The following is a 23886-nucleotide window of genomic DNA, read 5'->3' on the forward strand; positions in this document are numbered from 1 at the left end:
AGGGATGAAGCAGAGAGTCTAGGTCAATATGCAACGTCATTTAGTTAATCCATCTAAAAAACTGTTAGCCGCCTTAGGGGCTATGAGTGATTTTAAGGTCGCTGCTACATTTGGTGTGCGACCTTTCCAGGTAAAGTTATTGCGTGAGAAGGAGGGGATACCGGCGGTAGCATCTTCTGTTGAGGTTCATCATTTTCAGTGGACGCCTGAAGCTGAGCGATTGCTGGGGTCTATGCCAGACACAGTATTGGCAAAAAGGTTAGATACCAGCGGTGCCATTGTGAATGGTCGTCGAGCGGCGCTCGATATTTTAGCATTTGAGCGACAAGTTGTAGAAATCCCCCCTTTGATTATACAAAACCCCCATGACTGGACGGCAGAGGAAGAGGCGTTATTAGGCACCGATTACGATACTGTTATTGCTGATCTGCTTGGTATTAATAAAGATCAGGTTACCTACCGGCGGAATCGTTTGGGAATCGCCCCCTATCGGCGTGGTACCCGCATTCAGTGGACTCAGCAGATGCTAGATAATCTAGGCGAGATATCTGATGGAGACTTTTCTGAGTACTTTGGCATCTGTAAATTGTCGGTGTATATAAAGCGAATATTACTTTCGATCCCTACTTTTAACAGCCTCGATTTCCCATCACCGCCCAATATTCCAAGAGCGGCTGTTAAGTTGCTAGGGAAAAAATATGATGTAGAACTTGCCGAGGAGTTCTGTGTAAATCGTCTAAACATCAGGGTTAATCGTCTAATTCGTGGTATTGCTCCATTAGGTCGTGTGCCCAATGAACAGCAATTCTCATGGACCACAGAGATGGATTCCTTGTTAGGGCTTAAATCTGATTCAGAGGTGGGAAAAGATCTGGGGATCAGCGGTAAAGTGGTGCAATACCGCAGAAGAAAGCTGGGTATTGAGCCTGCAATGCGCAGCAGCCTACTCGTTTGGACCGCACAGATGATATCTGAGTTAGGCAGAAGCAAAGATCAGATCTTGAGCCAGGTTTGGCAGTGTGATGTTAGTCTGGTCAGAGAGAAGCGTGAGGAGCTTGGCTTGTCTGAGCATCTCGGGGCAAGGGTCTGGCTAGAGAGTGAGATAGCGCTGTTGGGGACATTATCGGATCCTCAAACGGCAAGTAGACTTGGAATAAGTGCTACTGCGGTGCGTAACAAACGTATTCAAATGAGTATCAAGCCGTTAATAAGTCACAAGAAGTTTATTTGGACTAAGGGGCGCCTAGCCTTACTAGGTACCATGGCCGATGAGCGCTTGGCTTATCAATTAACAGTGACGTCGAATGTGGTATCTAAAAAACGTGTACGGCTCAATATTCCTATTTGGAAGAGTCCTCACAAAGGCACTTGGGCCGATCCTGAGGCTATAGCCAAGTTGGGCACCATGTCAGATCCCGATTTGGCCAAACTCTTGGGAAATACCGCGCCAGCTATATGTCGTAAACGTAAGCAGCTGGGGATCCTGCGTATGTCGCTCAAGATTGATGTGAGTTCATTTCGAAAGCTGTTTATTAAGCTGACGAGTCTTAGCCCCAGAGCTTATCGAGAGAAGTTTAATACCCACACCTGCTGCTAACGTGTTTGATAACAGACCTAGCTAAGCTTTAAAGAAGGGCACTAGTGCCTTTCTTCGCTATATCTTAAACTCGCGACTTTCTTTCTTGTGTCAGAACTAGAAGCTGCTATTCCCTACAAGCCGAAGATTATTTTCTCGCTCTTGAGCGATCTTTCCATGGCGAAAGTTAGGGCTAGGGTGATAACTAAGGTTACGACCGAGGACAGTACTAGCTGTAACATGGGGATTTCTCGTCCCTTGATGAAGGCTATTAGTGCCTGTTGCTGCCCTGAGACGGGGAGCCACTGCAAGGTATCCGGGGCTATGTTGTAGCTGGCGGCCATCGACAGCATCATGGGTACTATGAGTACTAAGGTCAGATAGGATTGAGCCTCTTTAAAGCTCTTGGCCATGAAGGAGACAAAGAGTTGCAGGCTTGCGGCCATCATGGCGATGGGGAGTCCAATTAATAGCATAAGCAAGATGAAGTCTGTGCTTATGTTGACCGTAAATCCAAGCTCATGCCAGGGGACATAGGCATAGGATATTTTGGAGATGATCAGGGTTAACAGCAGACCCAACATGGCGAACACAGTAACGGCAAACACCTTGGCCAGCACTATGCTACGGGTCGATACCGGATGACTGAGTAACAAGGCTAATGAATTTCGCTCTCGTTCACCGGCACTGGTATCTATGGCCAAGTTCATGCCTGAGATAAATACCGCATAGATCATGGTCATGGTGGCGATACCTAAGATAATCCCGCCCTTAGAGTCCGGCGTGGCTTGATCTTCTATCTTCACCTTAATTGGCTGAACCACACGTGGATCTATGCCTCTGGCGATTAAGCGTAAGCTGCCCATCTCGGCGCTATAGGTCTGCAGGTTACGCTCGAGACGACGAATAGAGTTTTGCAGCTTCTCGTTAGAGTTATCGGCGATAAGTATGACTTCGGCGCTGAGGCCTTTAGCCATCTGAGCGGCGTAATCTTCACTGATCACCAGGCGGATATCTTTCACATCCAGCGGCTCACCTTGGTCATCAGTACTGCGACTATCACCATGGGTGATCCCTTGGCTGGATAGGTACTTGATGAGATCTGGGGCGTTATTGGCATGCTCTATCTTGATATTGAGGTCTTTCGGGCTCGACATCTGGCCTATGAGTAGCATAAACATGCCACACATCAATAAGGGGGTACCGATAGCGTAGGAGAGTCCGGCCATGACTGAGCGCTTGTCTCTGGCGGCATCGATAAGTTCCTTGCGAACCATGGTCATAATCTTATTCATCATGCTGCGATTCCCTCATCTGTTCCAATAAGCTGGCTTTGAAAACGCGCATCCTCCTGAGTGTGTGTTATCAAGTGCATCATGCTGCGATTCCTTCATCAGTGCCTATAAGCTGGATAAACGCATCCTCCAGAGAATCCTTACCTGTCTGGCGACACAGGTCATCCGGGCTGCCGATGGCAATGACTTTCCCGTCTGCCATCACGATCACCTGATCACAGAGCGCGGCTACTTCCTGCATCACATGACTAGAAAATAAGACGCAGTGTCCATTTTCCTTGAGGCCTCGCAATAGATCTCTCAGCACTCGGGTGCTCATCACATCTAAGCCTCGGGTTGGCTCGTCGAGTATGATGTTGGTAGGCTGGTGGACTATGGCCTGGGCCAGTGCCGTCTTCATGCGTTGGCCCTGGGAGAAGCCTTTACAACGACGGTCGGCAATATCATCCATATGTAGTTGGCTGAGTACCTTAGCGGTAGCAGCCTTGGCTTCTACTCTCGACAAGCCATTGAGCTCGGCAAAATAACTCACATACTCTCTCGGCGTCAGTCTTTCATACAGTCCGAAAGGATCCGGGAACAGCCCCAGCTGCTGTTTGGCTTCGATAGGATATTTAGACACGTCGATGCCATCTATCTCGGCGATACCTTTATCTGGCTGGAGCAGACCGAAAATGGTTCTCAGGCAGGTAGTCTTGCCCGCACCGTTAGGACCAAGTAGTCCGGTTATTTGGCCATCTTTGGCCTCGAAGCTCAGATCATCGAGTGCCTGAACCTCGCCGATACGCTTAGATAGATTAGATACTTTAATCATGGCTCGCTCCTTGGGCTAGTGCTTGCTTTGGCTTTTGTACGGGCTCTTGTTTATGTTCCTGGGCAGGGATGGCCTCGACTGTACTGGCATTGAGGTAAAAATTACGCCTCACATCCTTGTTCAGGCATTCACCGTCTAACTCCTGCACGTTGCCGCTGTCGACTAGCTCTGCGATAAGTTCGTTAGCGCAAGATTGATGGGCGACCCCGTGGGTAGCGTAGGGAGCGATAAAGTGCTTGGCATTGGTGAGTTTTTCCATGGCTAATTCACCCCAGCTCGGCGGTGTGGCTGGGTCTAGCTCTCCCGATAATACTAAGATGGGAATGTCGCTGCTAATGGGCGCAGAAAAGTCGGCATCCACGGCTGGCATATTCCAGATGGCGCAGGATTGTTCGAATGTGGTCACCATCTCCCGGCCAAAATAGGTCTGGTTGGCGGCGTCTCGCTCGGCAGCTGTGAGGCGTTGCCAATCTTCGCCACAAATAACCGAGACATGCATGCCCATGGCGATACCTGTGCTATCAATAGTGAGAGCATACATACCTAAGATAGGTTGGAAATTATCTTTAGCGGCCTCATTGATTGCATGTGGGATAAGCGCGCGGACATTAGGCATATACAGGGCCATTCTGATGGCTCCCATAAATTTGGCCCGCGTCATGGTGAGCTGAGTTGACTCGCCAGTTAACGGGTCTGGTACCTGGCTGACCATTGGCGCTATGGCTAGCTTAGCATCGACACTGGCTAAGTCTGCTTTGAGGTTGGGGAATTGAGCGCCGCAGAGCTTGTTAGTGTTGCAATCCTTGATTAACAAATCGAAGGCGCGGCTGATGGAATTGCCGATGGCCAGTACACTCTGTTGCATCGGGACTACGCCGTCTATGGTGACTGTCGATAGTACTTCCGGGTAGTGACGTAGATACAGCTGTGCCATGCGAGTGCCGTAGGAGATGCCATATACATGCAGCTTCTTATAGCCGAGATGCTTGCGCACGGCTTCGAAATCATCCAGTGCATTCAGGCTGCCGTATTGAGTGACATCGGCGTCGAGTTCATCCAGGCAGGCTTGAGTCTCAGTGGCCACGTCGAAATCTGCTTCGTTAATGGCCAATGGATCTTCGAAGCCGTCTCCTAAGCAATTTAGGATATTGGATCGTCCGGTGCCGCGCTGATCTATGAGTAAGATATCCCGACTCTGACGTATCTTGCTGAATATACGGCTGAAACCCGCGGCGTTATCTATGGCCGATTGACCCGGGCCGCCGGCGATAGCAAGAAAGGCTTCGGCATAATTACTGTTTTTTATCGCAGCCAGCACAGCATAGTGGATCTCTATCTGCTTTCCATCTGGCTTAGCTGGATTCTCCGGCACCGTGATAAAGCCGCAGCTAACTTGCTCAGATAGGCCGTCCAGATAGCAGGTTTGCTCATTCTGGCTAGCTGGAACCCTGGTGTTATTCTCGCTGTTCTCAGAATCTGCAGAGGCAGAGGCGGGAAGGCTTAGAATCATGCTGCTGATAAGGAGTGTGCCGATCAGCGTCATTAATGGCTTGCCCTTTACACTATTTATGGCCTTTCTTGTCTCAGACCTGTCTCGCTTTCCATGAAACATACGGGCTATTCCTTTGTTGAAAATCACTCAATCTATGCTAGATTATGTATCGGTGTATCAATGCATTAATACAGTATCTAAAGGCTAATGTTAGCACTAATAAATGTCAACCCCAGTAGTGGTGAACCCATATATCGACAGTTGAGCGAACAGATTGTGCGTTTAATTGTGGGTGGTCAACTAGAAACAGCACAAGTGCTGCCTTCGGTGCGGAAGATGGCCGAGCACCTGTCGGTAAACCCCATGACAGTTTCTAGGGCGGTGCAGCAGCTGGTCGAGCAGGGATGGCTGGAGAGGCGCCGTGGCCAAGCTACCAGGGTGGCTAAACGTGAACTTAGCGAGATAACTTCGAGTGCCCAGTTACTTAAGCCCGAGGTCGATGAACTCGTGTCCCAGGCCAAACAATTAGGCATAAGTCGTGATGAGTTAATGGGGCTCATCGATACTTGTTGGTAAAGCGGTAAAAGAATAAACAAAATACAGCTGTCCACAAGTATGCTGATAATTATTGCGCATTCGGCCTGGGTATCAGGAAGTTTACATGTGTTTGCTGAAGAAACTGACATTTGGCTATGGTTAGCGGGAGAGCTAACTCTAGGGGGCATATTCATGCTAACTATATGCTGGGGAATTAAAAAGTTTTGGAAAGGCGATCTAGTTTAAGGCCACAAATTTGATAAAACTGTGGCAGTACTAACGAAAATTGAGTAATTGCTCTTATTTTTCTTGAGCCATTGGCGTAAAATGTTCGCAAACAGGAACACCTGTACGCTTAAAAAGGTCCCAAATATATGTCACTCGAGCAGTATCATTTAACACGATTAATCAAGAAGCAGAGCCTGCAACTCGGCGATGCTATCGCGCTCGAAGGATACGAAATGGCGGCTCCATGGCATCAGGTGAGTTGGAGCGATTTCGATAGCATCAGCACTCAGGTCGCTCAAGCCTTGATTCATTTTGGCTTCGAGGCTCAAGACCGTGTGGCCATCCTTGCACAGAACAGCCCACAGTGGACTTGTGCCGATATTGGTTGTCTCAAGACTCGCGCCGTTGTCGTGCCTATCTATCCGACCGGCACCTTCGGCCAGGCGAGTTATATTATCGATGATGCCGAGGCGAAACTCATCTTCGCCGGCGATCAAACTCATTATGAGATGGCCTGTAAACTCACCGAAGTTTGTAACAGTCTGGTACAGGTGGTGGTGTTCGATAAGAGCGTCACCCTGCAAGACAATGCCAATCATCATCACTTCGACGATCTTATTGCCGACAGCTATCCGGCAAAGACGCTCATCGAGTTGGACAAACGACTCGAAGCGGCAAACTTGGATGACTTGCTGACCCTGATATACACCTCAGGTACTACTGGTGAGCCAAAAGGCGTGATGTTGGACCACCGTAATTTTGCCTCTATGGTGCGTCAGCACGATAGTTTCCTGCCATTTACTCCCGGTGACGTGTCTCTGGCCTTTCTGCCCCTGAGTCATGTGTTCGAACGTGGCTGGAGCTTCTACGTGCTTAGCAGTGGTGGCCATAACGTCTATTTGCAAAACCCTATGGCGGTCAAAGAAGCCATAGTCCAGGTACGTCCACACACGCTTTGTGTGGTACCAAGATTTTTAGAGAAGGTGTATAGCGCGGTACAGGATAAAGTCTCTAAGGCACCGAGTAGCCGTCAGAAGTTGTTCGTCTGGGCCATGGATGTGGGTCATCGTCAATCTGAGGTGGGTCAGGGCCGTAAGAAGGCATCACTGGCTTTGAGCCTGCAATGGAAATTGGCCGATAAACTGGTGTTTAGCAAGCTAAAACAGGTACTGGGCGGACGCCTCAAGTTTATGCCTGTTGGTGGTGCTGCGCTGGATCCTACCGTGAGCGCCTTCTTCCAGAGTATCGACGTACCTGTGTTGTGTGGCTACGGCATGACAGAAACGACTGCCACAGCCACCTGTAATACTCTGGCTAATCGCGTTCCCGGCTCTAATGGCAATGCCATACCCGAAGTCGAGATCAAATTAGGTAAAAATAACGAGATCCTTGTTCGCGGCGATACCGTGATGCGTGGTTACTATAACCGTCCACAAGAAACCGCCGATACCTTCGAAAATGGTTGGTTGAAGACTGGTGATGCGGGTCGTATCGATGAGCAAGGTAACCTGTTTATCACCGACCGTATCAAAGAGCTGATGAAGACCTCTAACGGTAAGTATATCGCCCCTCAACGCGTCGAGGGTAAGGTGGGATGTTGTCCTTTCATCGAGCAAGTTGCCATAGTGGCCGATGCTAAGAACTATGTCACCGCCTTGATCGTACCAGCATTCGAGTTATTAGAGATCTGGGCTAAAGAGAAGGGGCTGCATTATGAATCGCCCATTGAGCTGTTACGTCACAGCCATGTCATCGAGCATTTCGAGCAACGCCTCAAGACATTGCAGATTGATCTGGCTGGTTTCGAGAAGATTAAGAAGTTTACTCTGCTACCGGAAGCCTTCTCTATGGAAGCGGGTCTAATCACCCCGACCATGAAGTTACGCCGTAAGATGATTTATCATAAGTATGCGCGCGAGATCAGCGCGATGTACGGTCGATAGATCTGCTTCGCATCTCTATGCACAAGCAATGATAAAGCCGAATAACAAGAATTATAAGAGGATATTGAGATATGTCAGAGACCTTTTTTAGCTTAGAGATTCAGCCAAGATTTAACGAGACAGATGGTCTGGGCCATATCAATAATACTGTGCTTCCTGTGTGGTTTGAAACTGCACGTGAGCCAGTATTCGAGATCTTCAATCCTAGCCTGGACCTAAGTCAGTGGAACCTGATAGTGGCTGGGTTTACCATTGCGTATACTTCGCCGACTAATTATGGCAAGCCTGTCAGCGTTAAGACCTGGATCAGCCGAGTGGGTAACTCTAGCTTCGAGGTGGCCCAGCAAAGCTGGCAAGAGGGTAAGATGACTGCAGAAGCTAAGACGACCCTGGTGCATTACGATTACGGCATAGATAAGAGTCAGCCGATTTCTGCCGAGGTTAAATCTCAGCTGGCAAAGCTAACTGGAGAATAGTTAGCTTTTGTTTTTATGAAAGCTTAACAAGAAGCTATAAAAACTTCTGCACATACCAACAGCTAGCCTCCTAGTCTTTCTCGATGTTGAACCACGGGCTTATGATTTCACTTCTTCATAGGTCCTGAGGGCATCGACTAGTTCTGGGGTCAGTGTCGCTTTCTTGCCTGTGTTGAAGTTAAACATCACCACTTGTGAACTACCTAAGGTGGTGACAGCTGCTTGAGCCTTGCTGAAAACCGTATAATTCATCATGAAACGGTCGGCTTTGATATCGCCGAGCAGGTTTACCTGGCTAAAGAAATCGATCCGCGCCGTCTCGAAATATTTGAAATAGACCACGTTATTTACGTGCTGCAGGGCATCCATCTCTCCCCAGGCTACGGTGATCTCTGTGTGGACAGGGTTTTGTGCGATAAACTGTTCTAACATGATGCCTCTCGTTATTGAAACGCTTGTTTAACTTGAGGGTCAGCATAGCAGAGAGCGAACAACAGATGTAAAAAAGGGCACTCAATGCTGAGTACCCTTTTTCAAGTTTATGCTGTTAATTAGAACGTCAGTTCGGCAAAGCTAGTGATCTGCTTATGGCTGCCTGTGCGCTGGTCGTCTGAGCGAACCATCTGCAAGGTACGCATGCCGGCTTCTTCGGCGGCTTTTAGCTCTTCGACCACATCTGAGATAAACAACACCTGCTTAGGGGCTAAGCTGATGGTGTTGATGATGTTGAGGTACGCCTGTTTAAACAGCTTGTTACCGGTACGGGTATCGAAATGGCCATCGAAATGTGGGGTTAAGTCACCGCCATCACTGTGGGCAAACAATAGTTTCTGCGCTTCTGCTGAGCCTGATGAAAAGCTATATAAACGCATATTTTGCTGCTTAATCCCTTCGATAGCCTGGATAAAGTCAGGGAAGATATGACCGGTGAACTCACCTTTGGAGTAACCTTGCTTCCAGATTAAGCCTTGTAATGTCTTAAGCGGCGTGGCTTTTCTGTCTTCGGCTACCCACTGCTGCAGGATCTCAGTAACACGCTCGAGTGAGGCATCTGGCTCTAGGGCGATATCTCTCACATCACAGATGCAGTTTTCCACTAATACATTGTGCTCATTTTCTTTAAGAAAATCGGGTAGTGCCTTGGCTGAGTAAGCAAAAAGCGTGTCCTTAATAAAGCTAAGTTCGGTTGTTGTACCTGCTGTATCTACAACTATGGCTCTGATACCCATGATTACTCCACAATGTGCCTGGAATCGATGTTCCAGTAACTGATAACGTTATTTTCAATGTCGATCCTAAGCTGAAATCTCCACTATTACTAGCCTAATCTGTGAACAAGATGTATTAAATTTACTGAATATGCCAGATAAATGCTTATATGAAGCTAGATAGTGATCTATAAGTTATCTTGCCCTTTACCAAGCAGGATTGAACTGGGAGGGATTTTGCATGGATTGGACAAGGATTAGTCAAAGCTAAACAATAGTGCTAGCTTTGCCGAGATGGAAGACATCATCAAAGCCAATGCCACGCCAACCTTGGATTATCGTATCAAACGCTTCGACGGCACTTATTACATGACCCAGCCGATTTTGGCGACTGCCTACGGTATCGAGTTGTTATTCAATGATTATCACCAAGTGCTAAAACCAGATTCAGAGATTTCACGTCAAGGCCCCCAGGCGATACTCGATCATTACCAATATCTCTCAGAAGAGAAGTATGGTTTTTATGTTTGTAAGAAGTTAAAATGCAGCCGTTTTTAAGACTGTTTACTGTTATATAAATGTAGTGGGTACATCGGATGCAGTAAATAGACAAATATAGGGATAGCAATGAAACTCAACTCTCTGTTAACCGCTGGCATATTACTGGCTGCGGCGACAACACCTGCTTTTGCCGCTAAAGATCTGGGTTTTTACCTGGGTGGCCAAGTCAATAACACGGCCATAGAAGACAATATTGGTACGTTTGATGAGTCTGCCATTGGGTTCGGTGTTTATGGTGGTTATAACTTTAATGACAGCTTTGGTATTGAAGCGAGCATTTTTGCGACAGATAGCTTTGTCGATGAAATGGATTTTAGGATGGCGGCGATGACAATCTCGCCTGTGGTGCGACATGCCTTTACTGACAGTGTCACGGCTTATTTGAAGGCTGGACTGGTGGTTAATAGGACTTATAGCGACGATGACGATGTTGATGAGAGTTATCAAGGCACTGGTTGGTTATTTGGTGCTGGTGTGGATGTGACTTTAACTCAGTCTTTGGCGTTGCGAGTGTTTTATGAGATCAGTGAAACAGCTCCTGAATCCGATGAACGTGATGATGACTTTGCCGACATTAGCCTTGTTCAATATGGAGTCGGTTTACATTATCGATTCTAACAGCTTGGTATCCATGCCTCTCGCGTAGAGAAGTTATTAGCATGACTTTCGCTTTCTAACGAGAAATCCTCTAGGTTACATGTAGGAATGTTGCAATTGGCTGTTTGCTAGCGTCTCATCGATAACCAAAATTGACGGTGTCGGACTCAGTCTCAATCGTGGCTGAGTCCCCATTTGATGCGAGGGTAAGTTAGTTTACCTGCTAGCGTTAATCAGGCTAAGGGCAGTAAGAGAAAGAGCTTACTGTTTCCGAAATCCTGCGTAACTGACCTCTCTCTCTTGTACTGATGCGGTATTTTCCTGCTTTGTTAGGTGGCTCATGACCGACTCAGTTCTGCCCTTGGCTTTACCACCACAACCACATCCACCGGACTTTTTATTACCTGAGTGTTCATGAGCAGCGTGGCCACCGCAGCATCCACCGGACCTCTTTCCTATAGAGCCAGAGCCTTGAGCATCGCAGTGAACATCCGTATCACCGCTATGTGAATGAGAGCCACAACCACAGCCGCCAGACTTTCCATCTCCTGCATTGCCACCACAACAGCCACCTTTCTTCTCATGGTTGAGTGAGACTCTGCCTTGTGATGCATCGAGAAGACGCAAGTTCAGGTTTCGAGTGGTTTTTAGTAGCTCTTCGAGACAAAGAGAGCTATCGCCCTTACTGACGCTGATCCCAGCATCGAGCAGCTTGCCGAGCATACGCTCGCCTATGTGCTGCACGATTATGATGTTGGTCTTGTTATTGATTATCAGCTCTAACATTGCCTTCTTGGCGCTGCACCCTGCAGCCAGTAGTGCTGGGTTGGCGAAGCTGGCGATTAACTGATGCTGTTCGTTGAAGAAGCCGATCTGTTGGGCTTTGGTAAAGTGGCTTGCGAGCCTGTCTCGGCTCATTGGCATTGCAATAATCATAGTTATTCCTGAGCCATTATTAATGGCTTATGTTGGATTAGTATCGATTTGGCTCTCTTGGCTCTCTTGAGGAAGCACAAGCGCATGTCCGCGGGTGATAGCAGTGGCTACTTTCTTTCGTGCGCTGGCCAGCAGGTTGCCGAATGTTTGTCTGGAGATCCCCATTTTGGCGGCGGCATCGAGCTGACTCATCCTCTCTACATCGCCTAAGTTCAGCGCTTCAAATTCATCGGCTTCTAGCTGAATCTTGGTTAATTCAACCGCAGGGATCCCATTGGGCTTAAACATGCTACAGGGCACACAGGCCGATATACGGCGACACTTTCTAGGTCTGGGCATGATGAATCGTCTCTTGATTTGAGAGTAAAAAAACCAATTAGTTATTGGCCTACGCCAATAACTAAAGATTATTATATAAAATAACAGAACAAACTGTGCACTATGTCACTCTTAGGTGGATGCGTATTGGCTAAATAAGCTGATGCTGGAAGAGGGGGCTTCACTTAGTGAAGCTCTTAGAACGAGAAGTATGTAATCTTAACTGGCTGTTATATATTGATATATTTTCCGATCTAGCGGTTAAACATGGAAATTGTTTTTCATCGCAGAGCCTACAGGGAATACTTCTTATGAAATCAAGAGCCGGCGTCTCGCAGACTCTTGTTACAGTAGAGTGCACATAAGGTCGTTCATTCACAACCATATGATCACGACATTCGCATACCCCTATGCAGCACCACCGCAGGTTATAAACTCCAACAAAGCTATGGGCACCATAAAACCACCAAGTACCCATATCGCCAGATGAATAAGTTAGCTATACCCTTTGAAGCCTAATCGAAGAGATAGATAATCTGGTGTAGATGCGGCTGCGAGTTTCGGTTTCAGGGACGAAACCGTAAAGTGGCCAGGGATGGCTTTATAGCGTCTCGCAGAAGTATCTGCACATAAGCCTGCGGCAAGCAATTGATAACCATGACGCTATGGTTATCAATCAAGCTGGCTAAATACCAATGAACTATGAGAGTTCATTGAAAGTTAACTTCATCAACTTACTGATGAATCAGATGTCCTGCCTTCACTACCTCAAGGCAAGCCCCCGCCCCATAGGTATAGGACAGCTCTGCCGGTGTGGTAATATCCCATAGACAGAAATCTGCCTGCATACCGATTTCTAACACACCTACCTTATCCTCAATACCTAAGGCTTTGGCAGCATTGCGCGTCATGCCCGCAAGCGCTTCTTCCGGTGTTAAGCGGAACAAGGTACAACCCATGTTGAGCATCAACAGGCTAGAGCAAAGTGGAGAGGACCCCGGGTTATAATCGCTGGCCAATACCATAGGGACTTTATGTTTGCGCAGCAGCTCGATAGGTGGCATCTGGGTTTCACGCAGGAAGTAGAAGGCGCCGGGTAGCAAGGTGGCGCAGGTGCCGCTCTTACTCAGGGCGATAATGCCATCTTCGTCCAGATACTCGATATGATCCACCGACTTGGCGCCCAGCTTGGCCGCCATGGCTGAGCCGCCTAAGTTTGATAGCTGCTCGGCGTGGAGCTTGATATCCAGGCCGGCTTTTTTCGCGGCGCTCAGCACCCGCTCAGTCTGTTCGACGCTGAAGGCGATATTTTCACAGAACACATCGACGGCGTCGGCCAATCCAGCTTCGATGACCGCGGGTAACATCTCATTGATGACCAGATCAACATAGCCCTCAACATCATCTTTATATTTAGGCGGGATGGCGTGTGCGCCGAGGAAGGTGGTTTTCACGTCTACGTGATGATGCTTGCCGAGTTCACGGGCCACACGCAGTAATTTGAGTTCCGTTGCGGTATCCAGGCCATAGCCAGATTTTATCTCGACCGTGGTGACACCCTCTTTGGCCAGGGCGTTGAGGCGCTTGCGGCCTAGCTCGAACAACTCGGCCTCACTGGCTTCGCGGCAGGCCTTAACTGTCGAGATTATACCACCGCCGCTACGGGCTATCTCTTCATAGCTGGCACCCTGGAGGCGGAGCTCAAATTCGTTGGCTCGGCTACCGGCAAATACTAGATGAGTGTGGGCGTCGATAAGACCCGGGGTTATCCAGCCGCCCTTGCCTCTGTAAACCGGCGTTGACAAAACATCAAACTCAGGCAGCTCAGAACGTGGCCCAACCCAGACGATCTTGCCCTCTTTTACTGCTATGGCTGCATCTGTTATTGCTCCATAAGGCGCTGAAACAGAAGGAGACATAGTCGCTACATTGACGTCAATCCAGACATGATCCCAAGACATAATTTTTCCTCACTTTTGCAGTGTTGTTATTCTTGCTGAAATAAAAGTGTGATCCAGCTTGTATTTACTTGTATATACAAGCTAGGATTATAGCGGTAATTTTAATCGTTTGAAAAGCATTATTGATCGAAGACAAGTTCCTAGATTCTAGAACCTAGGTGCTAATATCGCAACATTCAGATTTAAGGATAGGTATGGCGACGCCCAAGTTTGCAGAGATTAAACAGTATATTTTAGCCCGTATCGAATCTGGTGAGTGGGAGGAGCATAGTCGTGTTCCTTCGGAGAACCAGATGGCTGAGCTGTTTGAATGCAGCCGTATGACGGCCCGCCGTGCATTGACTGAACTCACCGACGATGGCGTACTCGAGCGCTCTCAAGGCTTAGGCACCTTTGTTGCCGAGTTCAAGTCCCAGTCTTCCATGATGGCGATTCGTAACATTGCCGATGAGATCAAAGACAGGGGCCATGGTTATAGCGTCAAGCAGCTTGAGCTCACCGAGATTGAAGCCATCGCGCCTATTGCCATTGCCCTAGGATTAGAGACCGGCAGTCCTGTCTACTACTCGGTATTAGTGCATTGCGAGCAGGGTATTCCCCTACAGCTTGAGGAGCGTTTCGTTAACCCTAAGCTTATTCCAGATTATCTGCTGCAGGATTTTTCTGTGCAGACACCCCACGAATACCTGTCTCTGGTGGCGCCTCTCACCGAGGCGAGACACACATTAGAGGCCGTGGTGGCCAATAAGTATAATCAACAACAGCTGCAGATTGAGGCGAGTGAACCTTGCTTGCAGATCCTGCGTCGTACCTGGTCACGCAAAGGTGTGGTGAGTTACGCCAGATTAATTCATCCGGGCAGCAGATTTAGATTAGGTGGTCATCTGACGTTCTAAAAATCGATCTGCTGCGCATGTCGATGAATGCCACTGCGTGGCGAAGGGAAAAATTAACTGGGTAAGAGCGTTCACAATTAAGCTGGATACAGCAAGATTAAAGCCGGTATATTCGATTAATGCTATTTGGTGGGGCTGAGTAGTGGTGAATAAGTTAACTGGGTAAGAGCGTTAACAATAAAGTGGATAGGGCAAGATTGATTAGCTGACTTAAAGTGAAATGAAGATGTATATACAAGTAAAAGAAAAAATAAACGGAATCAAATATAAGCAAAGCTCTCTATAAGAGCAATTAAGAACAAGCAAATTGAAAAGAGGTTTTTCGAAATGGATAAGAGACACGATCCAAGCCGTCGCATAATCGCACCACACGGCAGCAAACTAAGTTGTAAGAGCTGGATGACAGAAGCGCCTATGCGTATGTTGATGAACAACCTGCACCCGGATGTTGCCGAGCGCCCGGAAGATCTCGTGGTCTATGGCGGTATCGGCCGAGCTGCCCGTGATTGGCAGTGCTATGACAAGATCATCGAAGTTCTGCAGCGTCTGGAAGATGACGAGACCCTGATGGTGCAGTCTGGCAAGCCAGTTGGCGTGTTCAAGACTCACAGCAATGCACCACGGGTGATCATTGCTAACTCTAACCTGGTACCACACTGGGCAAACTGGGAACATTTCAACGAGCTGGATAAGAAAGGCTTGGCGATGTACGGCCAGATGACGGCGGGTTCTTGGATCTATATCGGCTCTCAGGGCATAATTCAGGGCACCTACGAGACGTTCGTCGCCATGGCTAAGCAACACTTCGGTGGTTCATCGGCGGGTAAGTGGATCTTGACCGGTGGCCTAGGGGGCATGGGCGGCGCTCAACCGCTAGCCGGCACTATGGCAGGGTATTCTGTATTGATCTGTGAAGTCGACGAGACCCGTATCGATTTCCGTATGCGTACTAAATATGTCGATAAGAAAGCCACCTCTCTCGATGAAGCACTCGCTATGATCGATGCGGCCAATGCGAGCGGTAAGCCGGTCTCAGTTGGTCTTCTCGCTAATGCGGCAGATGTGTTCGCCGAGTTGGTGGAACGTGGGGTTACCCCGGATGTGGTTACCGACCAAACCTCTGCACATGATCCATTAAACGGTTACTTGCCACAGGGGTGGACCCTGGAGCATGCGGCCGATATGCGTAACAAAGATGAAGCGGCTGTGGTTAAGGCGGCTAAGCAGTCTATGGCCGTTCAGGTTCGAGCCATGCTTGCCCTGCAGGCGGCCGGTGCCGCGACGACCGATTACGGCAACAACATACGTCAGATGGCATTCGAAGAAGGGGTTGAGAACGCATTCGACTTCCCGGGCTTCGTGCCAGCCTATGTACGTCCCCTGTTCTGCGAAGGCATAGGTCCTTTCCGTTGGGTGGCCCTATCCGGTGATCCTGAAGACATCTATAAGACAGATGCCAAGGTGAAGGAGCTGATCCCGGATAACCCGCAACTGCATAACTGGTTAGACATGGCCCGCGAGCGTATCGCGTTTCAGGGCCTGCCGGCGCGTATCTGTTGGGTGGGTCTGAAAGATCGTGCCCGTCTGGCACTGGCATTCAACGAGATGGTTAAGAGTGGTGAGCTGTCAGCGCCCATCGTTATCGGCCGTGATCATTTAGATTCCGGCTCAGTAGCCAGCCCTAACCGTGAAACTGAATCTATGCTCGATGGCTCGGATGCGGTTTCCGATTGGCCCTTGATGAATGCGTTATTGAACACTGCAAGCGGCGCGACTTGGGTATCTCTGCATCACGGTGGTGGTGTGGGCATGGGCTTCAGCCAGCACTCGGGTGTGGTTATCGTTGCCGACGGCAGTGATGATGCTGCCGTGCGTCTCGAACGCGTATTATGGAATGATCCTGCGACTGGCGTTATGCGTCATGCTGACGCCGGATATGATCTCGCTAAGAATTGTGCCAAAGAGCAAGGCCTTGACCTGCCAATGCTAGACACTCGCTCGAAAAAAACAGCTGAAGAAGGTAAGTAGAAATGAGCCATTTAGTATTAACCCCAGGAACCCTGACCCTTGCTCAAATTCGTGACATCAGTCGTGGCAAGGTCACCCTCGAACTGGCACAGAGCGCCATTGCCGGTATCAATATCAGCTCAGGCATAGTGCAGCAGATCTTAGATGAAGATCGCACCGTTTACGGTATCAACACAGGTTTTGGCCTGTTGGCTAATACCAAAATTGCCGCCGAAGACCTGCAGTTACTGCAACGTTCTATCGTATTGTCACACGCCGCAGGTGTGGGCAAGTACATGCAGGACGCCACTGTGCGCCTGATGATGGTGCTTAAGATTAACTCCCTAAGTCGTGGCTTCTCTGGCATTCGACTCGAGGTGATCAACTTCCTTATCGCCTTGGTTAACGCCGAAGTTTACCCATGTGTACCTGAGAAAGGTTCCGTGGGGGCATCGGGTGATTTGGCGCCGCTATCACATATGAGTCTGTCGATACTCGGTGAAGGTGAGATGAGCCATAAAGGGGAGATTATCACGGCTAAAGAAGGTCTAAAAATTGCTGGCCTCAAGCCAATCGAACTCGCCGCTAAAGAGGGGCTGGCACTACTTAACGGGACTCAGGCATCGACGGCTATGGCGCTGGAAGGCCTGTTCAATGCCGAAGATCTGTTCGCGGCAAGTTCAGTTATCGGTGCCATGAGCGTCGAAGCGGCTATGGCTAGCCGTAGTCCATTCGATCAGCGCATTCATGCGGCTCGTGGCCAACTGGGCCAGATAGATTCTGCCGGTGTGTTCCGTCATCTGCTCGGTGAAGAGTCTGAGATTAGCTTAGATCACGCCAACTGTGAGAAGGTGCAAGACCCATACTCACTGCGTTGTCAGCCTCAGGTGCTGGGTGCTTGTCTGAGTCAAATTCGTCATGCGGCGGGTGTGCTTGAAGTCGAAGCGAACGGCGTGACAGATAATCCGTTAGTATTCCAGGATACGGGTGAGATTATTTCGGGTGGTAACTTCCACGCCGAGCCAGTTGCCATGGCGGCGGATAATCTGGCGCTTGCCCTTGCCGAACTAGGTTCTATCGCCGAGCGTCGTATCGCTCTACTTATCGATCCTAACTTGTCTAAGCTGCCGCCTTTCTTAGTGGAAAATGGCGGGGTTAACTCAGGCTTTATGATCGCTCAGGTGACCGCCGCCGCATTGGCCTCAGAGAACAAGACCTATGCCCATCCTGCATCGGTAGACAGCTTGCCGACATCGGCTAATCAGGAAGATCACGTCTCCATGGCGACCTTTGCGGCGCGTCGTTTGCGCTATATGTCAGAGAATACACGTGGTGTACTCGCCATCGAACTATTGGCTGCGGCACAGGGGCTGGATTTTCGTGCACCGCTACAGCCTAGTGCTGCAGTGGCTAAGGCCAAAGCAGAAATACGTGAGCTGGTGACCTATTACGATAAGGACAGGTTCTTCGCCCCGGATATTCAAGCATCGATAGATCTGCTAATGACAGCGAGCTTTAATACTTACTTACCAGCAGGTGTTTTGCCCAGTTTCTAATTAAATTGGGTGCCTAGATTCTAGTTCCTAGGCCCTAGAAATATCAAAGCCGGCGCATTTATGCTCCGGCTTTTTATTTTTCTGCATCTTTTATTAGAGGCCTAGGAACTGCTTTCCTCGTTCCTCGCACCTTCTCTAAGATCACATTCTCGAATTCATCTCGCCTATCTTGAGGCTCATTAGTTGTTTAGTCCATTGGCTGGCATCTATGCCCTGGATCCAGAAGGTTCTGCTCTGTCGCTGCTCGCCTTTACGCAGGTAAGTATCTGGTGATCTGAAGATGGCTTTCCATACCTTGATCGTTTCTGTCTTGAGTTTTCTGCCTGAGTCATCGTAGAAGGTGATATCTATCTCTACCATCACATAGTGTTCAGAGCTGGTGCTGGCTAAGTCGAAGGTGAGGCCTAGGCGACCATCGTCGTCCCATTCGCTGTTAGCAAGGGTCACTTTTACGCCTGATTTGGCTGTCGATTTAAGTAATTCGGCCTGAGACATAGCGCTGGCTGTCATGGTTTGACTGTCAGCTTGAGTGGCTTTGCTCCCCGATGTACTCGCCATATTGATAGTGCTTGTTGTATTTAGCGCAATACTTGTCACGGCTGTGGCAGCCTGGGTGCTTGTTTCGCTGGTTATGGCCGGCAGGGTTTCGAGAATAACGTATTCCCAGGTGAAGTCGTCGTTAAGGCGGACCTTGGCACCATTCTCTAAGGTGACAGTGGCTAGTGTCTCGGTGGCCGCTATAGCTAAGCCGGGGAATAGAAATACTAGCAGGGCGAGTGAGCTTAAGAGCCCTAGACGTTTATGCATGGGAATGAACCTAATAAAGTGGATAGCTCTAGTCTATATCAATCGATTATAAAGGTGTGAGCTAGTTTTATATGGGATAGGTCAATTCTCGTGCCTAATAGGCATGAGCCTGTATGCTGGCAGTTATAAGAACCAGCATGATTAAATATTTTGTCATCTACATCATCCTATCTCTGACTTTAACTGTCGATTGTTGTTAAACTTTGTACAACAGTCAATGTTGGCTTTGAATAAATTCTTATAAAAGAAATATTTGTGGTTTTATTGTTGTGTTTTTATATCGAAAACCATATTTGTGTTTGTTAAATGTAAGAGAGACCTTGTCGATATCGGTATTTCTAAGGGAAGTGAATCGTGGATCAAGAAATCAGGTTACAGATTTCTCAGTGGTTATCTAACTGGGGCATTAATACTACGCCATCAGACAGCGTATCTACGTCTTTGATGGTCATTGTCAGTCTCGTTATTGCTATGCTGGCTTATCTGTTCGTTAAGCGTGGCGTAGTGCGGGCGATGAATATTATCATACAGAGGTCAAAAGTGAGTTGGGACGATATCTTCATGCGCCATAAGGTGTTGGAGAATTTTGCTATTATAATTCCCGCTCTGGTACTCAGCATATTGATCCCTTTGGCATTGATTCAGTATGCATTCATGAGCAGCATGATTCATCGCGTCTTGAGTGTAACGATATTGGTTCTCCTGATACGTGCAGTGTATAGCTCATTAGATGCAGCCAATGAAATTGCAGATGTTAATCTGGTGAGCCGCCGCCTTCCCATAAAGAGCTTCGTGCAACTGTTTAAACTGTTCCTCTTCTTTGTCGCGATCATAGTGTCTATATCGATACTGGCTAATCAGTCTCCAGTCTATTTCCTCAGTGGCTTAGGCGTGATGACGGGTTTGGTTATGTTGGTGTTCAGAGATACCATTCTCGGCTTCGTAGCCGGAATTCAGCTGGCCGCTAACCGTATGGTCAGTCCGGGTGATTGGATTCAGATGGATAAGTATGGCGCCGACGGCTCGGTGGAAGAGGTTTCTTTGACTACGGTCAAGGTACGAAACTGGGACCAGACCATAACCATGATCCCCGCCTATGCACTGGTTTCCGATTCCTTCAAGAACTGGCGCGGTATGTCTGAGTCTGGTGGCCGCCGGATCAAGCGCTCGATACTCATAGATATTCATTCGATTCGCTTCCTCACCGAGGAGGATCAAGCGAGACTCGGTAAGATTAATCTATTGAAAAATTACCTGGCGGAAAAATCTCAGGAACTCAATGAGTTTAATGGTCATGTCCAAGATGCGGATATGCCAGTCAACAGCCGTAAATTGACCAATATCGGTACTTTTAGGGCATATTTGAAGGCGTTCGTCGCTAATCACGACAGAATACGCCAAGACATGACCTTGCTGATTCGTCAACTAGCCTCGACAAAAGAGGGGGTGCCCATCGAGATCTATGTCTTCACTAATGACACTCGCTGGACGGTTTATGAGGATATTCAGGGAGACATCTTCGATCATGTGTTAGCCATCTTGCCGGAATTTGGCCTGCAAGCATTCCAGGCTCCCACAGGATCGGATATTAGAAGTTTGCAAGGACAAAGTTAACAGATGCGAGCGTTAAGTTGACAGCTAAGAGTTGCAAGCCGTAAGTTTTAAGCTACGAGCTACGAGCTAGGGGATTGATGGTCGTTTGAATTTTCCAGAGTTAAGATTGGTTTCAAATCGTAACTCTGGATCCCGGCTAACAGCATTGCCGGGATGACACACTATTTTTACTAAGTAGATAATCTCGGTCATTCAGATAATTTTGCGCGAAACTTGCAACTTTCTTAGCTTTGTCCTGAGCTTACCGCTTAAGACTTACAACTTTTCTGTTAAGGCTAGTTTTCCCTGGTAACTAATATCGCTGCGAGTGTGATAAACACGCCGCCGCTGGTTCTGTCGAACCAGTGTAGCTTATTACTGGTTCTGAGCGTTGGAGCCAGTACATTGGCCATGCTGGCGTAGAGCATCACAAAGCTGAAATCTACCACGGCCCAAGTTGTGGCTAAAATCGCCAATTGAGGCCCTTGTGGCGCCGACATGTCGATAAACTGCGGGAACAGGGCAGCGAAAAACAGCAGATCTTTTGGGTTGCTTATTCCCACCATAAAGGCCTGTTTGAACATCTGCTTAGGCGTGCCCTTGCTCTTGATATGTTGCAGGTCGAGGCCTTGGCCACTGGCTTTGGTAAGCAGTAGCTTTATCCCCAAAAATATCAGATAGGCGGCGCCACAGTATTTTAATATGCTAAAACCATATTCGGTGGCACTCAGCAGTGCGCCCAGGCCTGCCGCAGATGCCATCATCAAGATCAATGCCGAAGTCACACTACCGAAAGCAGTTGCCAAGCACCGAGTCTTACCATAATGCATGCCATGGCTCATGGACAGTACGGCCATGGTGCCTGGAGATATGGCGATGAGTAGTACGGCGAAAAAATAGAGTAACCAGGTATCAAAACTCATTGAAATAACTCTGATAGAAACCAAGTGGCGGCACTATAGCCGCCACTTGGTCAAACGACAAGCGATTAAGGTTTCACTAGTGTTTATTTAGCGAGTAAAATCTGGAATCACCTTAGGGTGGCGTCCATTGATGGAACGGTAGAAGCTGATAATTTTATCCATGTCCTGTTGCATATCATCCGTGGTCGGTACACCCTCTGGGATAATCACAGTCTTAATGCCAAAGTCTAATCCTATGGTAACTATGGGAACGCCGGCTTTACGGGCAATATGGTAAAACCCTGTCTTCCAGCGTTTTACCGGGCTGCGAGTCCCTTCCGGCGCCAATGCCAGTGAGAAATTAGGATTTGATTGGTAGAGTTGGACCACTGCGTCTACCAAGTTATTGGATTTACTTCTATCTACCGGTGTTCCGCCGATGGCCTTAAAGAACCAGCCCCATGGAGGAATAAAAAGCTGATTTTTTCCGAGAAAATTAACCTTAGCACCCAATGCTCCGCGGGCTAATAAGCCGACGATGAAGTCCAAATTACTGGTGTGAGGGCCAAGGATAGCGATAAATTGGTGGTCCATAGGCAGTGAGCCAGAAATTTTCCAGCCCGATAATTTTAAGATGAACTTACAAAAATACTGAAACATAACTAAAGACAAATAATCCTGTTAATCAATCGAAGCCCTCAACAAATTAGCCACTGACTTTAAGACTTAACTCATTGAGTTAATATATACTATAGCCTATCTCGTCTTTATGGAGAAAACCATGTTTAAAAAAGGACTTACCACTCTATTAATACTATTGGCATTTAGTGCCTCAGCCGTGCCAACGGATGATATTGCGCATATATTGTCTGAGCAGGAGGCTGCATGGAACCGAGGTGATCTCGATGGCTACATGCAAGGCTATTGGAATAACGACAAGATGCGTTTCGTTTCAGGCAAGAAGTTTCGCTATGGCTGGGCTGAAACACTGGCGGCTTATAAGAAAAATTATCCTGATAAAGCGACCTTAGGCCAATTGAAATTCAGCATCATGGATACCAAGATGTTGAGTAACTATGCCGCCATAGTGGTGGGACGTTGGGAGCTAACCCGAGCTAAAGATAAGCCTAACGGTGTGTTCACTCTGCTGGTTGAGAAAATAGATGACCGCTGGGTTATCACCCACGACCACACTTCAGATTAGCCTTACCCTTACTTAGGGCCAGAGTCTCAACTATTTGCTTATGATATGGAATTGCTGCCGTCCTAAGTTGCGGCCTTTGCCGTCATACCTCACTTCGACGAAGCGAGTATTACCCGAGTTATCCTGCAGTAAAATGCTGGTCGAGCGGGTGCCGTATTCCTCATGCTTAATATAGATAGATGAGAGTAGTCTTTCCCACTCCAAGCCTATGCCTGTCTCTGGCAGCTCAGAATCTTGGGCGCGAGTTTCATCCTTCATTATTGTTAGCAAAGCGTCTATATCGGGTTCCTCACCACTTGAAATCGACTCTTGTAGTGCCAGTGTCCCGCGAGCCATCTTGGGCCAGATGTCATCTAATGCTCCATTGCTTATGGAGTGGAACCCAGAATCTAGCTGGGTGAGAGAATTGGCGCTGCTGTTAAAGCAGTAGAGTTCGCTGACATCACCAAAGATCAGATTGAAAGGGTTGTAGTGGCTACTGTGATCACGCAACCAACTGGTGGTGATGGGACCTTGAGATCCGAGAGCCTTGAGTACTAACTCGCCGCGGCTTCTCATATCACTCTGTTGTCTCAAGGGGTCTCTTAAGTTAGTTAATGCCGCGAATTCGCCTCGTTTATTGATGCCAAGCCAAGTGCCCCCCCGCCTCCAGATCTTTGCCGGCTAAGATCTCATTTTCTGGCGGCCAGAAGTGTACCTGCTCTGTGGGACTGTGATGAAATTCATCGCGATTAGCACAGACAATCAGCGGATACTTAGTGTGCTTATTCAGCGCTATAAACAATATGCACATAGGTTTCGACTCTAGATGGCAGTTGTTACAAGTTAATCTATTTTTTACAGAAGAGGTATTCATCTATATCAGATGATAGAAGTTATCTGCTTGAAAGATGATGAAACACATTTATTTGCAGATTTTGGCGAGGGAAGAGCAAAGAAGGTGGCGAGTCTCGAGGATTAGCCTAGGTCCTAGGACCTA

The 23886-nt window shown here is 48.1% G+C and carries 20 protein-coding genes and 3 pseudogenes; 11 read left to right on the top strand and 12 right to left on the bottom strand.

What is annotated here, in order from left to right:
• Window positions 1-28 precede the first annotated feature (28 nt).
• On the top strand, window positions 29-1597 hold the full coding sequence (locus tag KT99_RS06485) for a hypothetical protein (RefSeq protein ID WP_005498197.1): 1569 nt from the start codon (window positions 29-31) through the stop codon (window positions 1595-1597).
• A 113-nt stretch (window positions 1598-1710) separates the two neighbouring features.
• On the opposite strand, the gene KT99_RS06490 is transcribed toward KT99_RS06485, so the two are convergent.
• The 3 genes from KT99_RS06490 to KT99_RS06500 form a co-directional block, all read right to left on the bottom strand.
• Entirely contained in the window at window positions 1711-2871 is a 1161-nt protein-coding gene (locus tag KT99_RS06490) for an ABC transporter permease (protein WP_040571694.1), read from the bottom strand.
• Between the two features lie 79 nt (window positions 2872-2950).
• Window positions 2951-3685, bottom strand: a complete 735-nt coding sequence (locus KT99_RS06495; protein WP_005498202.1) for an ABC transporter ATP-binding protein — start codon at window positions 3683-3685, stop codon at window positions 2951-2953.
• On the bottom strand, window positions 3678-5297 hold the full coding sequence (locus KT99_RS06500; RefSeq protein WP_040571676.1) for an alpha/beta hydrolase: 1620 nt from the start codon (window positions 5295-5297) through the stop codon (window positions 3678-3680). Before KT99_RS06500 ends, KT99_RS06495 begins: the two co-directional genes overlap by 8 nt.
• Window positions 5298-5384: 87 nt before the next feature.
• Between KT99_RS06500 and KT99_RS06505 the strand changes: the two genes are divergently transcribed.
• From KT99_RS06505 to KT99_RS06515, 3 genes are all read left to right on the top strand, one after another.
• Window positions 5385-5753, top strand: a complete 369-nt coding sequence (locus KT99_RS06505; protein ID WP_005498204.1) for a GntR family transcriptional regulator — start codon at window positions 5385-5387, stop codon at window positions 5751-5753.
• Window positions 5754-6088: 335 nt separating this feature from the next.
• Window positions 6089-7885: an AMP-dependent synthetase/ligase gene (locus KT99_RS06510; RefSeq protein ID WP_005498206.1), complete on the top strand. Its 1797-nt coding sequence runs from the start codon at window positions 6089-6091 to the stop codon at window positions 7883-7885.
• A gap of 71 nt (window positions 7886-7956) precedes the next feature.
• Entirely contained in the window at window positions 7957-8361 is a 405-nt protein-coding gene (locus KT99_RS06515; RefSeq protein ID WP_005498207.1) for an acyl-CoA thioesterase, read from the top strand.
• Between the two features lie 99 nt (window positions 8362-8460).
• On the opposite strand, the gene KT99_RS06520 is transcribed toward KT99_RS06515, so the two are convergent.
• Window positions 8461-8793 (bottom strand): acyl-CoA thioesterase, encoded by a 333-nt coding sequence (locus tag KT99_RS06520; RefSeq protein ID WP_005498208.1) that lies wholly within the window; start codon window positions 8791-8793, stop codon window positions 8461-8463.
• Window positions 8794-8912: 119 nt separating this feature from the next.
• Window positions 8913-9590, bottom strand: coding sequence for an acireductone synthase (gene mtnC, locus KT99_RS06525; protein WP_005498209.1), 678 nt, complete (start codon window positions 9588-9590; stop codon window positions 8913-8915).
• A gap of 258 nt (window positions 9591-9848) precedes the next feature.
• Here mtnC and KT99_RS06530 point away from each other — a divergent pair.
• Window positions 9849-10097, top strand: a pseudogene (locus KT99_RS06530) (alpha/beta hydrolase-fold protein); the annotation flags it as partial.
• Window positions 10098-10196: 99 nt separating this feature from the next.
• Entirely contained in the window at window positions 10197-10748 is a 552-nt protein-coding gene (locus KT99_RS06535) for a porin family protein (protein WP_005498212.1), read from the top strand.
• A gap of 480 nt (window positions 10749-11228) precedes the next feature.
• On the opposite strand, the pseudogene KT99_RS22740 reads toward KT99_RS06535, so the two are convergent.
• From KT99_RS22740 to hutI, 3 genes and pseudogenes are all read right to left on the bottom strand, one after another.
• A pseudogene (locus KT99_RS22740) lies at window positions 11229-11663 on the bottom strand (NifB/NifX family molybdenum-iron cluster-binding protein); the annotation flags it as partial.
• A 27-nt stretch (window positions 11664-11690) separates the two neighbouring features.
• The gene (locus tag KT99_RS06545) at window positions 11691-12002 is read right to left on the bottom strand and encodes a DUF134 domain-containing protein (protein WP_040571677.1); all 312 of its coding nucleotides are present in this window, start codon (window positions 12000-12002) and stop codon (window positions 11691-11693) included.
• Window positions 12003-12715: 713 nt separating this feature from the next.
• The gene (hutI, locus tag KT99_RS06550) at window positions 12716-13942 is read right to left on the bottom strand and encodes an imidazolonepropionase (protein WP_005498215.1); all 1227 of its coding nucleotides are present in this window, start codon (window positions 13940-13942) and stop codon (window positions 12716-12718) included.
• A gap of 194 nt (window positions 13943-14136) precedes the next feature.
• Here hutI and hutC point away from each other — a divergent pair, with 194 nt between their 5' ends.
• The 3 genes from hutC (at window position 14137) to hutH (ending at window position 18401) form a co-directional block, all read left to right on the top strand.
• Complete coding sequence (gene hutC, locus KT99_RS06555; RefSeq protein WP_005498216.1) at window positions 14137-14838, top strand: histidine utilization repressor; 702 nt, start codon at window positions 14137-14139, stop codon at window positions 14836-14838.
• A gap of 327 nt (window positions 14839-15165) precedes the next feature.
• Window positions 15166-16866 (top strand): urocanate hydratase, encoded by a 1701-nt coding sequence (hutU, locus tag KT99_RS06560; RefSeq protein WP_005498217.1) that lies wholly within the window; start codon window positions 15166-15168, stop codon window positions 16864-16866.
• 2 nt (window positions 16867-16868) lie between these two features.
• Window positions 16869-18401 (top strand): histidine ammonia-lyase, encoded by a 1533-nt coding sequence (gene hutH / locus KT99_RS06565; RefSeq protein WP_005498218.1) that lies wholly within the window; start codon window positions 16869-16871, stop codon window positions 18399-18401.
• 141 nt (window positions 18402-18542) lie between these two features.
• On the opposite strand, the gene KT99_RS06570 is transcribed toward hutH, so the two are convergent.
• Complete coding sequence (locus tag KT99_RS06570) at window positions 18543-19208, bottom strand: DUF3157 family protein (RefSeq protein ID WP_005498219.1); 666 nt, start codon at window positions 19206-19208, stop codon at window positions 18543-18545.
• Window positions 19209-19562: 354 nt separating this feature from the next.
• Here KT99_RS06570 and KT99_RS06575 point away from each other — a divergent pair, with 354 nt between their 5' ends.
• Window positions 19563-20822, top strand: coding sequence for a mechanosensitive ion channel family protein (locus tag KT99_RS06575; RefSeq protein WP_005498220.1), 1260 nt, complete (start codon window positions 19563-19565; stop codon window positions 20820-20822).
• A gap of 275 nt (window positions 20823-21097) precedes the next feature.
• On the opposite strand, the gene KT99_RS06580 is transcribed toward KT99_RS06575, so the two are convergent.
• Window positions 21098-21724 (bottom strand): LysE family translocator, encoded by a 627-nt coding sequence (locus KT99_RS06580; protein ID WP_005498221.1) that lies wholly within the window; start codon window positions 21722-21724, stop codon window positions 21098-21100.
• An 87-nt stretch (window positions 21725-21811) separates the two neighbouring features.
• Complete coding sequence (locus KT99_RS06585; protein WP_005498222.1) at window positions 21812-22363, bottom strand: lysophospholipid acyltransferase family protein; 552 nt, start codon at window positions 22361-22363, stop codon at window positions 21812-21814.
• Between the two features lie 121 nt (window positions 22364-22484).
• On the opposite strand from KT99_RS06585, the gene KT99_RS06590 reads away from it, so the two are divergent.
• Window positions 22485-22907, top strand: a complete 423-nt coding sequence (locus KT99_RS06590; protein WP_040571678.1) for a YybH family protein — start codon at window positions 22485-22487, stop codon at window positions 22905-22907.
• 30 nt (window positions 22908-22937) lie between these two features.
• On the opposite strand, the pseudogene KT99_RS06595 reads toward KT99_RS06590, so the two are convergent.
• Window positions 22938-23700 (bottom strand): annotated as a pseudogene (locus tag KT99_RS06595) (NRDE family protein).
• Between the last annotated feature and the right edge of the window lie 186 nt (window positions 23701-23886).

Origin of the sequence: Shewanella benthica KT99 (assembly GCF_000172075.1) — a bacterium.
Lineage (GTDB): Bacteria > Pseudomonadota > Gammaproteobacteria > Enterobacterales > Shewanellaceae > Shewanella > Shewanella benthica_A.